General features: G+C 68.6%; 10 protein-coding genes. 1 reads left to right on the forward strand and 9 read right to left on the reverse strand.

The window, feature by feature from the left end; all coding sequences use genetic code 11:
• Window positions 1-252: 252 nt before the first annotated feature.
• From IFT71_RS04900 to gloB, 9 genes are all read right to left on the reverse strand, one after another.
• A complete protein-coding gene (locus IFT71_RS04900) occupies window positions 253-2,925 on the reverse strand; it encodes an EAL domain-containing protein (RefSeq protein ID WP_192139440.1) in 2,673 nt (890 codons plus the stop codon).
• A gap of 76 nt (window positions 2,926-3,001) precedes the next feature.
• Complete coding sequence (locus IFT71_RS04905) at window positions 3,002-4,000, reverse strand: inorganic phosphate transporter (protein ID WP_192139442.1); 999 nt, start codon at window positions 3,998-4,000, stop codon at window positions 3,002-3,004.
• Window positions 4,001-4,195: 195 nt separating this feature from the next.
• Window positions 4,196-5,314 (reverse strand): DUF47 family protein, encoded by a 1,119-nt coding sequence (locus tag IFT71_RS04910; RefSeq protein WP_056679450.1) that lies wholly within the window; start codon window positions 5,312-5,314, stop codon window positions 4,196-4,198.
• 145 nt (window positions 5,315-5,459) lie between these two features.
• On the reverse strand, window positions 5,460-7,811 hold the full coding sequence (locus tag IFT71_RS04915; RefSeq protein ID WP_446740749.1) for a TonB-dependent receptor: 2,352 nt from the start codon (window positions 7,809-7,811) through the stop codon (window positions 5,460-5,462).
• A 148-nt stretch (window positions 7,812-7,959) separates the two neighbouring features.
• Entirely contained in the window at window positions 7,960-8,583 is a 624-nt protein-coding gene (locus IFT71_RS04920; RefSeq protein WP_192140190.1) for a glutathione S-transferase, read from the reverse strand.
• Window positions 8,584-8,909: 326 nt separating this feature from the next.
• A complete protein-coding gene (locus tag IFT71_RS04925; RefSeq protein ID WP_192139444.1) occupies window positions 8,910-11,087 on the reverse strand; it encodes a TonB-dependent receptor domain-containing protein in 2,178 nt (725 codons plus the stop codon).
• A gap of 135 nt (window positions 11,088-11,222) precedes the next feature.
• Window positions 11,223-11,591, reverse strand: coding sequence for a hypothetical protein (locus IFT71_RS04930; protein WP_192139446.1), 369 nt, complete (start codon window positions 11,589-11,591; stop codon window positions 11,223-11,225).
• Window positions 11,588-12,004, reverse strand: coding sequence for a hypothetical protein (locus IFT71_RS04935; RefSeq protein ID WP_192139448.1), 417 nt, complete (start codon window positions 12,002-12,004; stop codon window positions 11,588-11,590). Before IFT71_RS04935 ends, IFT71_RS04930 begins: the two co-directional genes overlap by 4 nt.
• A 41-nt stretch (window positions 12,005-12,045) precedes the next feature.
• On the reverse strand, window positions 12,046-12,789 hold the full coding sequence (gloB, locus tag IFT71_RS04940; RefSeq protein WP_446740750.1) for a hydroxyacylglutathione hydrolase: 744 nt from the start codon (window positions 12,787-12,789) through the stop codon (window positions 12,046-12,048).
• Window positions 12,790-12,946: 157 nt separating this feature from the next.
• On the opposite strand from gloB, the gene IFT71_RS04945 reads away from it, so the two are divergent.
• On the forward strand, window positions 12,947-13,963 hold the full coding sequence (locus IFT71_RS04945; protein WP_192139450.1) for a fumarylacetoacetate hydrolase family protein: 1,017 nt from the start codon (window positions 12,947-12,949) through the stop codon (window positions 13,961-13,963).
• The last annotated feature ends 12 nt before the right edge of the window (window positions 13,964-13,975 follow it).

Consider the following 13,975-nt stretch of genomic DNA (forward strand, 5'->3'; position numbering starts at 1 on the left):
GGTGGCAGCCCGAGGGGCGCACCATGTTCTACCAGAGATAGGGCCTGCCGCTGTAAGTAGCCCCCAGATACTGTGCCAATCCCGCAGCGGGTGCAAGCCGCTAGTTGGCCCGTTGCGGCCCTGCCTAGGGTGGATTGGGGTGTCCGGACGCGGCGGCGGCGGCGCGACGCGTGGATCTGCGCCGCGTTCGCGATACGCAAGCGGATTTCGCGCCTTTCGAAATATTTTCAAGCGAGCCGCGCGGGCCCGCGGTCAGCCCGCGCGGCGCATCCCGCGGACCAGCGGCGGGGGGCCGAGCCGTTCGATATCGACCGGATGGTCGAAGGCGAGCCCGGCGCGGCCGTCGCGCAGCCAGCGAATCTGCGCGCCGATCATCTGGCCGTCGACGAGCTCGATCGAGACGCCGGCGCCGGTCGGATCGCCGCGGACCATCAGCCCCTCGACCATCGCGCCGCTGGTCGAGATGTCGCGGACGCGGACATCGACGAGCGTATCCTCGACCAGCAGCCGCGCCGAGCGCAGCATCCGCACGCGCGGCGCACGGCTGGTCTTGAACCCGGCGGCGGTCGCCACCCCCGCGGCGGCGGAAAGCTGTTCCATCACCACCTCGTTGAGCACCGGGCGGCCATAGACATAGCCCTGGATATGGCTGCAGCCGAGATCGCGGACGAGCGCGATCTCGTCCTGCAGCTCGACGCCTTCCGCGGTCGTCTCCATGCCGAGCGTGTCGGCGAGCATGACGATCGCCTTGATGATCGCGGCGTTGCGGTTGCCGGGTTCGGCCGCGCCCTTCACGAACGACTGGTCGATCTTGATCTTGTCGAACGGCGCGGTGCGTAAGTAGCCGAGCGACGAATAGCCGGTGCCGAAATCGTCGAGCGCGAGCCGGACGCCGATCCCTTTGAGCGCCTTGAACATCTGGTCCGAGGACGCGCTCTCGTCGAGGAAGACGCCCTCGGTGATCTCGAGCTCGAGCCGGTTGGCGGGGAGCCCGGACTGGGCGAGCGCGCTGGTGACGAGGGCTGGGAGCGCGGGGTTGGCGAACTGGATCGGCGAGACGTTGACCGCGACGCGGACGTCGGCGGGCCAGCGCGCGGCGGCGTTGCACGCGGTGCGCAGGACCCAGGTGCCGATCGCCTCGATCAGCCCGCATTCCTCGGCGATCGGGATGAAGTCGGCGGGCGACACGGGGCCGCGCGTCGGGTGGTTCCAGCGGATCAGCGCCTCATAGCCGACGATCCGCGTCGACTTGGTGCTGACGACGGGCTGGTAGCAGAGGTGGAACGCGCCTTCGGTGACCGCGATGCGCAGATCGTCCTCGAGCTGCTTGCGCGACTTCGCCCCCGCCAGCATGTCGTCCGAATAGAAGCGGTGGACGCCGCGGCCATCGGCCTTGGCCGCATAGAGCGCGAGATCGGCATTGCGGATCAGCGTCTCCGAATCCTTGCCGTGCTGCGGCGTGATCGCGATGCCGATCGAACAGCCGATCGAGACCGACGCGCCGCTGATGAAATAGGGTTGCGACAGCGCGAGGATGAGCTCGCGCGACAGGGTGCTGAGCGTGTCGCGGTTGTCGACGCCGGGCAGGACGACCTGGAATTCGTCGCCGCCGAGCCGGCCGACCAGCCCTGCGTCACCGACCACGCGCGTGAGCCGCTGCGCGACCTGTTTGAGCAGCAGGTCGCCCGCCTGGTGGCCGAGCGTGTCGTTGACCGCCTTGAACCGGTCGAGATCCATCAGGAACAAGGCGGTCGGCCGGTAGGGCCCGGCCTGCTGCGCGAGCGTCTTGTCGAGCGACAGCCGCATCCGCTGGCGGTTGGCGAGCCCGGTCAGCCCGTCGAACAGCGCGAGGCGGTTGATCTCGGCATCGGCCTTGCGCTTTTCGGTGAGGTCGAAGCCGGTGCCGATAAAGCCCTGGAACCGGCCGATCTCGTCGATCACCGGTCGGCCCGACATCGACCACCAGCGCTCGGGCGCGGGGTCGGCGGCGGCGCAGACCGAATAGTCCGAGAAGGAAGTGCGCGACGACAAATGGAAGGCGAGCGTGCGTTCGGTGCCGGGCGCGTCGCTGTCCATGCGGAACAGGTCGGTGAGGATGCAGCCGACCAGCCCGGACGACGGGTCGCACCCCTCCTCCGGGTCCGACGGCGGCGGGAGCGCGTGCGCCATCTTTGGCGAGATATAGGTGATGCGGCCGCGCCGGTCGGCTTCCCAGAACCAGCCGGGGCCGTAATTCTCGAACTCCGCCATCAGCTTCATCGCGAGCCGGCCCTCGCTCGACTGGTCCGCATGATCGAGCGCGAGCGCATAGTCGATCCGCGCCATCCGGTAGGCGACCGCGGCAAAGCCGGCAAAGGCGGCGATCGCGACGACCGGCGCGATCCCCACGCCCGACAGCAAGGTCAGCATCAGCGCCAGGCCGATGCCGAACCCCAGGGTCGCGGCGCGCACGGCGTAAAGCGTGATCGCGGTGACGCTGATCGCGCCGACGATCGCGACCAGCCCGGCGAGTTCGATCGGCCCGCCCGGCAGCTCGACGGTGACCCAGAGCAAGGACAGGAGCGCGGCGGACAGCCCGGCCGCGCAGGTCGCGAGCACGGCGTTGCGGCGATGGATCGGCCATTCGCGCAGCGTCCTGCTGCGCACCGTCGCGAAGGCCGCGCCGGACAGCAGGGCGATCACCCCCGCATGCACCGCCACCGCCGCGATCAGCGCCGGCCGTGCCGCCAGCGAAACGCCGAAGACGATCGCCGCGGCCACGAGGTGCGCGATCAGCGCGACCGGCCAGACCGCGCCGACCTTGGCGAGGCGGACATGCTGCGCGGCGCTCCACGCATCCTCGTCGCTTTCGACGAGCCCGAACAGGATGAGGCTCGTGGCGTCGGGATGATCGCGGAGGGGAATGGCGGGAGAGCGCGAGAACATTGCGCAAGCGTACCGCATCAGCGGTTGCGCAATTGCCCTCCGATCATGCTTAACAGGTCGTAAGCGCCTGCATTTATCAGATAAATAGCCCGGTCAGCCAATAGGTCGCCGCACCGATCGCGGCGGCGGCGGGCAGCGTCACCGTCCAGGCGATGATGATGTTGCTGGCGACGTTCCAGCGCACCGCGGACAGCCTGCGCGCGGCACCCACGCCGACGATCGCGCCGGTGATCGTGTGCGTCGACGAGACCGGCACGCCCCAGAAGGTCGCCGCGAACAGCGTGATCGCGCCGCCGGTTTCCGCGCAGAAGCCCTGCGCGGGCGTCAGCCGGGTGATCTTCGACCCCATGGTGTGGACGATCCGCCAGCCGCCCGACAGCGTGCCGAGCGCCATCGCCGCCTGGCAGGACAGCACGACCCAGAAGGGCACATGGAACTCGCCGCCGAGCAGCCCCTGCGAATAGAGCAGCACCGCGATGATCCCCATCGTCTTCTGCGCGTCGTTGCCGCCATGGCCGAGCGAATAGAGCGCGGCGGAGATCAGCTGGAGCTTGCGGAACCGCTTGTCGACGCCGAGCGGAGTGAGGTTGAGGCTGGTCCAGGCGACGAGCAGGACGAGCAGCAGCGCGAGCAGCAGGCCGACCGCGGGCGAGACGAAGATCGCGCTGACGGTCTTGATCACGCCGCTCCAGACGATCGCGCCGAAGCCGATCTTGGCGACGCCCGCGCCGAGCAGCCCGCCGATCAGCGCGTGGCTGCTGCTCGAGGGGATGCCGAGCACCCAGGTGATGACGTTCCACGCGATCGCGCCGATCAGCGCGGCGAAGATCACCTGCGCGTCGATCACCTGCGCATGGACGATGCCGGTGCCGACGGTCTGCGCGACGTGGAGGCCGAAGACGGCGAAGGCGATGAAGTTGAAGAACGCCGCCCAGAGCACCGCATATTGCGGTTTGAGCACGCGCGTCGAGACGACTGTCGCGATCGAGTTCGCGGCGTCGTGCAGCCCGTTGAGGAAATCGAACAGCAGCGCGATGCCGATCAGGCCGATGAGGACCGGAAGCGAGAGGATCATGCGGGGATGCTCCCCCGAGCCTGCATTGGCGTCATCGCGGCGCGTCCCACCAGTTTACCGCCCCGGCGGAGGCCGGGGTCCAGCTGGAGAGGTCGCGGTAACGGTGCGCTGCCCTCGGCCATGGCCGTCCCCCAACTGGGCCCCGGCCTTCGCCGGGGGGGTGCCTTGGGGGATGTCGCGGGCCGAAACGACGCGTCACGCATGGTCGATGACGAGTCCCTGGATCTCGTTGGCGACGTCTTCGAAGCGGTCGACGATCTTTTCGAGGCTCGAATAGATTTCGCGGCCGATGATGAAGGCCATCGGGTCGGCATGGCTCTTCGACGCGGCGAAGAGCGCGCGCAGGCCGGTGTCGTGGATGTCGTCGGCGTGACCCTCGATCTGGATCAGCCGGGCGGTCAGGTCGTGGAGGCGGCCGGCGTTGCTGCCGAGCGAGCGGAGCAGCGGGATCGCCTCGGCGGTGATTCGCGCGGCCTCGACGATGATGCCCGCCATGTCGCGCATCTCGGGCGCGAATTCGGTCACCTCGTACAGCGCGATGGCGTTGGCGGTGCCGTTCATCTGGTCGATCGCATCGTCCATCACGCCGATCAGGTCGGTGATCGCGCTGCGGTCGAACGGCGTCACGAACACGCGGCGGACGTCCTGCAGGACCTCGCGCGTGATGTCGTCGGCCTCGTGTTCGCGGCGCACGATCTCGGCGATCTGGCTTTCGATCGAGCCTTCGCCGTGGAGCAGCCGGGCGAGCGCGTCGGCGCCCGCGACGAGCGTCGCGGCATGCGCGTCGAACAGCTCGAAGAACCGCCCCTGCTTGGGCATGAGTGCCTGGAACCAGCCCAGCATCGGAAAACGCCTCCTCATTCGTGACCGCAGCACCGGCAGCACGCGTTGTTCGAACGCCACCGGGATCGGTGGCTTTCGGAATCCTCGGATCAGAGCCTTGAGTTCGGGCTCGTCGACCGCGGCGGCGGCCTTATCAGGCGGAAACCACCGTGTCTCGCGCTGATCCCGCTCGGGCCAGTCCGCGACCTGTTCGACGACCTGCATCGGATAGACGCTGACGATCATCGGCCGGAGACGCCCGCTGCGGCGCCGCTTGTCGTAGCAGAAATCGCCGACCGCGCTGGGGCAGGGGATGCCGCGAATCCCGGCTTCCTCGAACGCTTCCTGCGCCGCCGCCTCGTGCGAGGCGAGGCCGGCAATCGGATTGCCCTTGGGGATCACCCAGCGGCGCGTCTCGCGCGAGGTGATGAGCAGGATCTCGGCGGATCCGTCGGCGGTGATCCGGTAGGGCAGGGCAGCGATCTGACGGATCGGTCGGGTCCTCGGGCAGGGTCAAACCCGATGTCTGACACGCACCGCGCGCGAGCGCCAGCCGCTCCGCAAGGGTGGTGTGGCGGATGAACCGCCACGATCCGCGAGGGGATGGCGTGGCGGGGTTACCGCCACGCCGGCCTTGTCAGCGGAACTTGCCGCTGAGCGAGACGCCGATGATCCGCGGTTCGTTGAACACCGCGGCCATATAGTTCTCGATCACGCCCTTCAGGTTCTTCTCGCCGGTGATGTTGCGCGCGAACACCGCGAGTTCATAGGCATCGTCGGGCGCGGCATAGCCGATCTTCAGGCCGCCTTCGAAGTTGCCGTTCGCGGTGAACTCCTTGGTCTTGTAGAGCACGAACTGCGTATAGCCCTGGATGTTGAAGTCGCCCGCGATGAACGCGCGACCGCCATTGCCGAGCGGCTGGTCGTAGCGTGCGGTCAGGTCGACATTATACTCCGGCGCATTGGGCAAAGGCTCGCCGTCGATCTTGACGAGGAAGGTCGTGCCGAACGCGCCGGGGACGGGGCGGACCGCCGCGGACGGCGTGCAGACGACCGCGTTGTTGAGCGCGCAGATCTGCACCTCGGTCGTCTTGTCGCGAATCGCGCTGTGGAGCAGGCTGAGCCCGGCGCCGAGCGTGAGGTTGGGAACGGGCTTCCAGTTCGCCTCGGCCTCCATGCCGTAGGCCTCTGCCTTGTTGCCGTTGAACAGGATGCCGTTGCCGTTGAGATCGTTGCCGTTGAGCTGGATGTCGTTGACGCGGTAGCCGAACACGGTCGCGTTGAGGCTGAGCGTGTTGTCGAGCAGGCGGGTCTTGATGCCCGTCTCCCACGACAGGATCGTCTCCGAGTTGGCGGTCGAGAAGTCCGAGTTGAACACCGCCGAGCGGCCCTGGATCGTCGGTCCGCGGAAGCCCTGTGCAATGCGCGAGTAGAGGCTGATGTCGGGGCTCGCCTGGTAGAGGAGGCTCGCGTCCCAGCTCGGCTTGGTCGCCTTCAGCGTGACGTCGGTGCGGAAGTTGGCCGGATACTGGCTGATGCCGGCGACGTTCTGGACGGGCTTGAGCAGCTGCGTGCGCTTCTTGTCCTCGGTGATGCGGCCGCCGGCGGTGAGCGTCAGCCGGTCCATCAGCTCGTAGCTGACCTGACCGAAGCCTGCCCAGGAGGTGTTGACGTCGTGGAGGCGGACCCAGTTGTTCGGGTTGCGCTGTGCGGTCGTCAGGAAGAAGGTCCGCTGGTAGAAATCGGTGATGTCGCGCGTGTCGAAATACAGGCCGCCGACCTGCCAGTTGAAGCGCCCGCCCTGCGTGCCCGACAGACGCAGCTCCTGCGACCACTGGTCGAGATCGCGGATCTGGCCCTGCGACTGGCCGAAGCCGTTCGCCGTGCCGCGGACGGGGAAGTTCGCGCCCGCGCCGCCATCGGTGTCGCCGCGGCTGAAGCCCGAGGTCGTCTCGTACGCGGTGATCGAGGTCAGCGCGGCGGGACCGAAGTCGTAGGTCGCGCGGACCGAACCGCCATAGGTGGTGTAGCTCTGCGGATTGTCATTGCCTTCGTCGAGCGCGACGATGTTGCGCGGCTCGGCCTGGACGTCGTTCGAGCCCTTCTTCAGCGCGGCGCGGTGGAACAGCGTCGAGGTGCCGTCATACCAGCGCGCATGGCCCGACAGGTCGAGCGAGAAGGCGTTGCCCGGGGTCAGCGCGAGCTGGACGCGGACGTTGCGGTCGTCGAAGCCGCCCATCGCGTTCCTGCGCGGGGTCGCGGTGCTGTCCTGCGTGACGCCGGCATAGACGTTGTCGACATAGTTTTCGCGGTGCTGGAGCAGCGTCGAGACGCGGATCGACAGCAGGTCCTTGATCAGCGGGCCGCCGACGCCCGCGTCGACGCTGACGCTGCCATAGGTGCCGACCGAGGCCGAGGCGCGGCTGTCGAAGTCGTTGGTCGGCTTGATCGTGTCGAACTTGATGATGCCCGCGGTCGTGTTGCGGCCGAACAGCGAGCCCTGCGGCCCGCGCAGCACCTCGACCTGGCGGACGTCATAGACCGGGTTCGACTTCAGCACGACATGCTCGAGGATCACGTCGTCCTGGATGATCGTGACCGGCTGCGACGCGCCGAGGTAGAAATCGATGTTGCCGAGACCGCGGATGTAGAAGCGCGGGAAGATGCGGCCGGTGGTCGTCTCGACATAGAGGCCGGGGACGCGGCCCGACAGCGACAGCAGCGTGTCGTCGCCACCCGCCTGGAACGCACGCAACGCATCGCCCGAGGCGACGCCGACCGACAGCGGCACGCGCTGGAGATTCTCCGAGCGGCGTTCGGCGGTGACGACGATCTCGCCCAGGCCGTCTTCAGCGGGGGTGGCAGCCGGAGAAAGAGCGGGGGGCGGGGCGGTGGTCGTGTCCTGGGCGGCGGCGGGCAGTGCGGCGAGCAGCAAAGTCGCGGGTGCGATGCCGCGCAGGAGCGACGTGGTCAGACGGGTGCGTGTCACGGTGATGTTCCCTGGATGATCTTCTTGGTTTTACCGAAGGGACACCCGACGACCCGCGCGCGCCGATCGCGGCCACCCCCGTGGACCGTGATCGCCGTCGCGCGGCTCATGCTGTCGCAATGCCCCCCGGCGACGCGCTAGCCGCGGATCATGTTGGAAAAATGACAGTCGGCGCATCCGGCTGCCACGGCGTGAATCTCGTCATGACGGCGGCGAAGAGCGGGCTTGCGAGATAGCGGCCCAGCCAGTCGTGGAGCGCGGGGAGGGGGAGCGTGTCGAACCAGGCGCGGTCGGTCTGCGCGAATTGCCGCACGAACGGGAGGATCGCCATGTCGGTAAGCGTGACGCGGGGGCCGGCGAGGTGGCCGGTGGCTGCCAGCCGCGTGTCGAGATCGGCGAGGATCGCGGTGGCGGCGGCGCGGTGCTCGAGCGGATCGGTGCCGTGGCGATCAGCATATTTGTAGCGGTCGAGATGATGCTTGAACGCGCCGTCGTTGGTCGCGATCAGGTCGGTGTCTTCTCCGGCCAGCCAGCCGAGCGGGTCGGCGGTGGCGAGCGCCCAGTGCATGATGGCGAGGCTCTGGTCGATGACGCGGCCGTCGGGGAGGATCAGGACGGGGACGGTGCCCTTGGGGGAGGCGGCGAGCAGCGCGGCGGGCTTGTCGCGCAGGACGATCTCGCGGAGCTCGACCGCGACGCCGCTGGCGACGACCGCGCTGCGGGCGCGGATTGCGTAGGGGCAGCGGCGGAAGCTGTAGAGGATGGGGAGCATGGGTTGGGTATAGGGGGCGGGCCGGTTATCGGCCACTGCGCTCGCCGCGAGTTCCACCCCGGCGGAGGCCGGGGCCCAGTTGGGTATGCTTTCGTGATGGCGGGCGGCGCGGGGTTACTTTGGTCCCCCCCAATTGGGCCCCGGCCTTCGCCGGGGTGGTGTTTGGGACGGCTCGCCTCTGCCTTCCACCCCGGCGGAGGCCGGGGTCCAGTTGGGTAGGCTTTCGTGGGGGCGGGCTGGAGCTGGTTACTTTGGTCCCCCCAGTTGGGCCCCGGCCTTCGCCGGGGTGGTGCTCCTTTTCTGGGAGTGGGGAGCGGCCCCCCCCGTTACAGCCCGAAGCGGAGCGTCGCGCGGATGTCGCGGCCGGCTAGGGGGGCGAAGTCCTTGAGGAAGCTGGCGTGGCGGCGGGCTTCGACGTCGAACAGGTTGTTCGCGCTGAGCAGGATCGAGGTCTTGCTGTCCTTGCCGAACGGGTTGAAGCCCAAGGTCGCGTTGACCATCGTGTAGCCGTTGGTGGTCGTCTCGAACGCGGCGATGCGGTCCTGGTCGAAGACGTGCTCGACTTCGAGCCGGCCGTTGACGCGGTCGCCCTGTGCCTCGATCCCGCCGAGCACGCGCATCGGCGGGATGCGCGGCACGGGGCCGTTGTCGACGATCGTCGCGCGGACATAATCGCCGAGCAGGTCGGCGTTCAGCACATAGCCGCCGATCTGCGCGAGCCGGACCGAGGCATTGGCCTCGAACCCGTAATAGCGCGCATCGGCCTGCTGATACTGGAAGCAGGGCAGGTCGACCTCGCGCCCCGACGGATCGGCGGCGGTCTGGCAGACGCTCTGCGCGACCTGGTTCTCCGAGATATAGTTGGAGAAGTCGTTGTAATAGGCCGACGCGTCGAAGCTGAAGCCATCGCCATGCGCGTGGAGCGTGCCCTCGATGCCCCAGCTCTTCTCGAGCTTGAAATCGGGGCTGCCGAATTCATAGGCCTGGGTGCCGGCATGGCCGCCGTTCGCGAACAGCTCCTCGGCGGACGGCGCGCGCTCGGTGTGCGAGAGGTTGACGCCCAAGCGGACCGCGTCGGTCACGCCGTAGGAGGCGCCGAGCGAGCCCGAGACCGCGTCGAAGCTGCGGCTGCCGCGGAAGAAGCGGAGGTCGTCGAGCGGGGTCTTGGCGGAGAGCGACGTCGTCTCGTAGCGCAGCCCGCCCTCGGCCCGGAACGCGCCGGCGCTGTATTGCTGGAGCGTGAAGAGGCCGGTCTGGTTGGTCTCGTTGCGCGGCAGGAAGGCTTCGTCGCCGTTCACGTCGAACAGGCGGTTGAAATATTGCACGCCCGATGCGCCCTGCCAGCCGCCGCGATTGGCCTGGACGAGCTCGATCCGGCCTTCGGTGCCGTTGTTGAAGAAGGCGGTGCCGACACCGCCATCGGGTTCGAGCTCGAAATGGCGATAGGTCGCATGGCCCGCGCGGACGCGGATCTTGTCGAGGAAGCCGCCGCCGGTGTTGATCTCGCCCCGCAGGTCGACGCGGTTCTGGACGACGTCGAGGCGGGGCGCCTCCTGCTCCTGGCCGACCTGCGTCGCGTAGCGGATCGGCACGCCGTAGAGGCTGTCATAATGGCTGTACGACACGCCGAGATTGCCGCCATCGGTGATGATCGACGCGCCGACGCCGGCGGTCCAGGTCTCGGACTGGGTGTTGGGCAGCTTGCCGCGGAGTGCGGCGGAGCCGGCGAAGTCGATCGGCTCGTCGGTGTCCTGCGGCAGGCCGACCTGGCTGAGCGCGGCGGCGCGCGCCTGCGACGACAGGATGTTGCCGCCGGTGCGCAGATTGCCTGATTTCAGATAGGAGCCGTCGGCGTGGAGGACGAGGTGCTGGCCGACCGCGACGTCGCCGGCGGCGCCGCCCGAGCGCTCGTTCGCGGCCGAGCCGTAGGTGGCGATGCCGTTCACGCGGTAGCCGTTTTCGGGGACGCTGCGCGGGATGCGCGTGTCGATGACGTTGACGACGCCGCCGACCGCGGACGAGCCGAACAGCAGCGCGGAGGGGCCGCGCAGCACCTCGATCCGCTCGGCGAGCAGCGGGTCGATGATGACCGCGTGATCGACCGAGGTGTTCGAGACGTCGATCGAGCCGATCCCGTCGGTCAGCACGCGGATGCGCTCGCCCTGGAAGCCGCGCAGGATCGGGCGCGAGGCGCTGGGGCCGAAAGAGGTGGCGGACACGCCGGGCTGGCGCGCGAGCGTCTCGCCGATGGTGGGGCGCAGGTTGCGGGTGAGCTCGGCGCCCGAGAGGATCGAGGTGCCCTGGAGGACGTCGGTCTCGCTCTGGCGGACGGGGGCGGTGACGAGAATCTCGGCGGCCGCGCGCGGGGCGGGGGTGCGGGTCGGGGCTGGGGTTGCGGCAGGCGTATGGGCCGGTGCGCCGGTCGGCGGCGTGTCGGTCTGGGCGGTCGCGGCGGTCGCGGCGAAGACCGCCAGCGCGCTGATCCCGATGAAAGTCTTACGCATAGAAACGCTCCTTGAACCCCGGAGCTGCCGCCTAGCGCGAATGATGTATCATATCAAAGGAGATGTTCGCAGCTGCGGAAAATTGGATGGCTGGTTGTTGCCATGATGCAACATATCATCCGGGACGGCCGGGCGTCAGGGTTTGTCGTAAGGGGTGAAGTCGGTGAAGCGGCAGGAGGGTGAGGGGATCGACAGGCCGGGTTCGATCAGCCGGAACCGGTCGTTGCGGCAGAGCTGGCCGCCATAGATGTCGACGATGATCGTCGACAGCGGGCGCAATTGCGGACAGGGGCCGACCGGGCCGGTGCGCCAGACGCGCTTGCCCGACTGGCGATAGAGGATGGTGGTCGCGTCGAGGATCGTCGGGCCCTGGACCAGACCGATGCCGATGCAGCGGACCGGCGCGCCAGCGATGCGCCCCGCGAGCGGATCGTCGCGGCCGGCGACGAGCGTCAGCGCGAGCGCGGCGAGGCTGGCGATCCTGCCGGAGCGCGGCATCCTCATCGGGCCTTCCGATAGGGGACGAATTCGCCGAAGCTGCAGCTGCCGCTGGGGAAGCGGCTGGCGCGGTCGATCGTGTTGGCGATGTCGCCGCGGCAGAGCTGCCCCGAGGGCGTCCGCGTGATCAGGATGTTGCGGTCGAGATCGCCGCACCCGCCATTGGTCTCGGTCCGGTAGATCGTGCCGTTGTTGACGCGGTAGAGGAACGTCGAGCCGTAGCTGGTCACCTGTTTCTGGCCGAAGGTGTTGAGGCACAGGGTCGGCTCGCCGGGGGTCAGCCCCTTGAGCGCGGTCGCAAGTTTCTGCTGCGTTTCGGTTTCGCGCTGCGCGATCTGCGCCTGTTCGCGCGGGGTGGCCGTGCAGGCGGTGGCGGCGATCGTCAGGCAGAGCAGCGATAAGCGTGTCATGATGCGCATGCGAGTTCCTTTGCGCCCCCGAGGGGCTCGACATAGCCTATTCAGCCCTTGAACGCATCCTTTGCGGCGCGCCGCTCGCCGAGCTCGGCGGCCGAGGTCGCGCGGAGAAACGGATTGGTCGCGCGTTCGAGCCCGATCGTCGTCGGCACGGTCGCCTCGCCGCGCGCGCGGGCCGCGTCGACCTCGGCCATCCGGTCGCGGATCGCGGCATTGTCGGGCTCGGCGACCAGCGCGTAGCGGCCGTTCGACTGGGTATATTCATGGCCGCAATAGACGCGCGTTTCGTCGGGCAGCGCGGCGTAGCGCTGCATGTTGGCGAACATGTCGGCGGGCGTGCCCTCGAACAGACGGCCGCAGCCCATCGCGAACAGCGTGTCGCCGGTGAAGATCACCGCGTCGTCGGCGAAGTGGAAGGCGATATGGCCCTGGGTATGTCCGGGCACGGTCATCACCTGCGCGGCGTGCGCGCCGAGCGTGACGGTATCGCCCTCGGTCACGCTGTGGTCGAGCGTCGGGATCTTCGCGGCCTCCGCGGCGGGGCCGGTGACGATCGCGCCCTGCGCGCGGATCGCGGCGTTGCCGCCGGTGTGATCGGGATGCCAGTGCGTCGTCCAGACCTGATCGATCCGCCAGCCGCGCGCGGTCGCCGCGGCGATCACCGGATCCGCCTCGCCTGGGTCCAGCGCGACCGTCGTGCCGCTGTCGGGATCGTGGATCAGCCAGGCGTAATTGTCGCTGAGGACGGGCACGCGGACGATGTCGAGGGGCATGGCGTCGAGGGGCATGGCGGAGCTTTCGAAGGCGGTGACCAAGTGTGGCGCCGGGGTCGGCTGGTTGCAAGGATAACGCAGGAGCGGCCGGTCGGGATGCGCGTGCGACCGTCGGTCTCGACTTCCGGCGGCGGGCGGGCGTAGGGTGGTGAAAACATTGAGAGGATCCGCAATGAAACTGGCCAGCCTGAAGGACGCAGATCCAGCCCGGGGCCGTGACGGCCGGCTCGTCGTCGTATCGAACGATCTCGCCTGGTATGCCGATGCGACGCATATCGCGCCGACGCTGCAGGCCGCGCTCGACGACTGGGACCGGCTTGCGCCGATGCTCGAGAATCTGTCGACCGATCTGGAGCATGAGATGATCCCGATGCGGCGGTTCCACGAGCATGACGCGGCGTCGCCGCTGCCGCGCGCCTACCAGTGGGCGGATGGGTCGGCCTATGTGAACCATGTCGCGCTCGTGCGGCAGGCGCGTGCGGCCGAGATGCCCGACAGCTTCTGGCACGATCCGCTGATGTATCAGGGCGGGTCGGACGGGTTTCTGGGGCCGCGCGACCCGATCCCGCTTTCCGACGAGAGCTGGGGCTGTGATATGGAGGGCGAGGTCGTCGTCGTCACCGGTGACGTGGCGATGGGCGCGAGCCGCGAGGAGGCGCTGGCGGCGGTGCGGCTGGTCGGGCTGACCAACGACGTGTCGCTGCGCAACCTGATCCCGGCCGAGCTGGGCAAGGGGTTCGGCTTCTTCCAGTCGAAGCCCGCCAGTGCGTTTTCGCCGGTGTTCGTGACGCCCGAGTCGCTCGGCGACTGGTGGCAGGACGGCAAGCTGCACCGCAAGCTGATGGTCGACCTGAACGGCCAGCCCTTTGGCCGCGCCGAGGCGGGCGAGGACATGACGTTCGATTTCGGCACGCTGATCGCGCATGCCGCCAAGACGCGCAAGCTTGGCGCGGGGACGATCGTCGGGTCGGGCACGGTGTCGAACCGCGGCGCGGATGGCGGGCCGGGCAAGCCGATCGCAGAGGGCGGGGTCGGCTATTCCTGCCTGGCCGAAGTGCGGACGATCGAGACGATCGCGGGCGGCGCGGCGGTGACCCCGTTCCTGAAAAAGGGCGACACGGTGCGGATCTGGGCGGAGGACGACCGGCATCGCCCGATCTTCGGGGTGATCGAGCAGACGGTAGAGTAGCGCGCGACCCGG

The sequence above is a fragment of the Sphingomonas sp. CFBP 13733 genome, from assembly GCF_014841795.1.
Classification (GTDB): domain Bacteria; phylum Pseudomonadota; class Alphaproteobacteria; order Sphingomonadales; family Sphingomonadaceae; genus Sphingomonas; species Sphingomonas aerolata.

Bases quoted from the DNA above. Each gene is read 5' to 3' on its own strand.
- IFT71_RS04900 (WP_192139440.1), bottom strand. From the start codon at position 2,925: ATGTTCTCGCGCTCTCCCGCCATTCCCCTCCGCGATCATCCCGACGCC.
- IFT71_RS04925 (WP_192139444.1), bottom strand. From the start codon at position 11,087: ATGCGTAAGACTTTCATCGGGATCAGCGCGCTGGCGGTCTTCGCCGCG.
- IFT71_RS04920 (WP_192140190.1), bottom strand. From the start codon at position 8,583: ATGCTCCCCATCCTCTACAGCTTCCGCCGCTGCCCCTACGCAATCCGC.
- IFT71_RS04945 (WP_192139450.1), top strand. From the start codon at position 12,947: ATGAAACTGGCCAGCCTGAAGGACGCAGATCCAGCCCGGGGCCGTGAC.
- gloB (WP_446740750.1), bottom strand. From the start codon at position 12,789: ATGCCCCTCGACGCCATGCCCCTCGACATCGTCCGCGTGCCCGTCCTC.
- IFT71_RS04935 (WP_192139448.1), bottom strand. From the start codon at position 12,004: ATGCGCATCATGACACGCTTATCGCTGCTCTGCCTGACGATCGCCGCC.
- IFT71_RS04930 (WP_192139446.1), bottom strand. From the start codon at position 11,591: ATGAGGATGCCGCGCTCCGGCAGGATCGCCAGCCTCGCCGCGCTCGCG.
- IFT71_RS04905 (WP_192139442.1), bottom strand. From the start codon at position 4,000: ATGATCCTCTCGCTTCCGGTCCTCATCGGCCTGATCGGCATCGCGCTG.